The sequence below is a fragment of the Aeromonas sp. QDB14 genome (assembly GCF_027707845.1).
GTDB lineage: Bacteria > Pseudomonadota > Gammaproteobacteria > Enterobacterales > Aeromonadaceae > Aeromonas > Aeromonas caviae.
In genome coordinates this window covers 1-737 of the sequence record NZ_JAPCJD010000207.1, presented here as the reverse complement: position 1 = coordinate 737, position 737 = coordinate 1, and the positions used below count along the sequence as shown (strand labels likewise).

Sequence of the window (737 nt, the reverse complement as noted above, 5' to 3'; positions counted from 1 at the left end):
CCGCTCCGCCACTAAATTGAAAGGCCTTCCCTATCGGGAAGGCCTTTTTGCTTTCTGGCGTCTGGATAAGAGCTCAGAGCACAAGAAGCAACCACCAGGGCTGTGACTTGCCACTGGCAACTTTGTCCCGGTCTGTTGTTCCTTGTGCTTGAGCCGGACTTTGTCCGTCTCTGCGTCCGTTATGCCACTAACAAGAAGCCCAGTCGACAGACTGGGCTTTTTTTCGTCTCCACGGTCTCCTCTTCGATCTTCGCAGCAGAAGCATTGCCTTCTTGCGCCGTGAGCTTGCTAGTAATAGACGCAGAGCCAGATGGTTGTCTCGGTCGGATGGGTCCACTCCACCCTGTGCTGAAGGTGCGCCGGGATGTTGATGTAATCCCCCGGCCCCAGATGGACGCGTTCCTGTACCCCGGTATCCGGTGTGATGAAGACCAGGATGGCCTCTCCCTGCACCAGCAATACCCATTCGTGTTCATCCTGATCGAACCACTCTCCGGTAGGGGTCTGCTGCCCCTGGGAGAGAATGCGCTCGATACGAACATTGTTGGTACTGACCAGATCCGCGAACACTTCACTGGGCAGGGGGGAGGGGATCTGGCCAAGCAGGTTGCCTGTGTGCATGGGCTTCTCTCCGGTAGATGGGAACGTGGCTAGCTAAGAGTCCCCCGGTGTCAGAATAGTTGTCGCCTAATCTGAATAATCTAAATGTGAAGACCGGGGGCGGATAAAGAGCGTCG

At 55.9% G+C, this 737-nt stretch carries 1 protein-coding gene; it reads right to left on the bottom strand.

The window, feature by feature from the left end:
• Positions 1–288: 288 nt before the first annotated feature.
• Entirely contained in the window at positions 289–621 is a 333-nt protein-coding gene (locus PG887_RS22535; RefSeq protein ID WP_041214071.1) for a cupin domain-containing protein, read from the bottom strand.
• Positions 622–737: the final 116 nt, after the last annotated feature.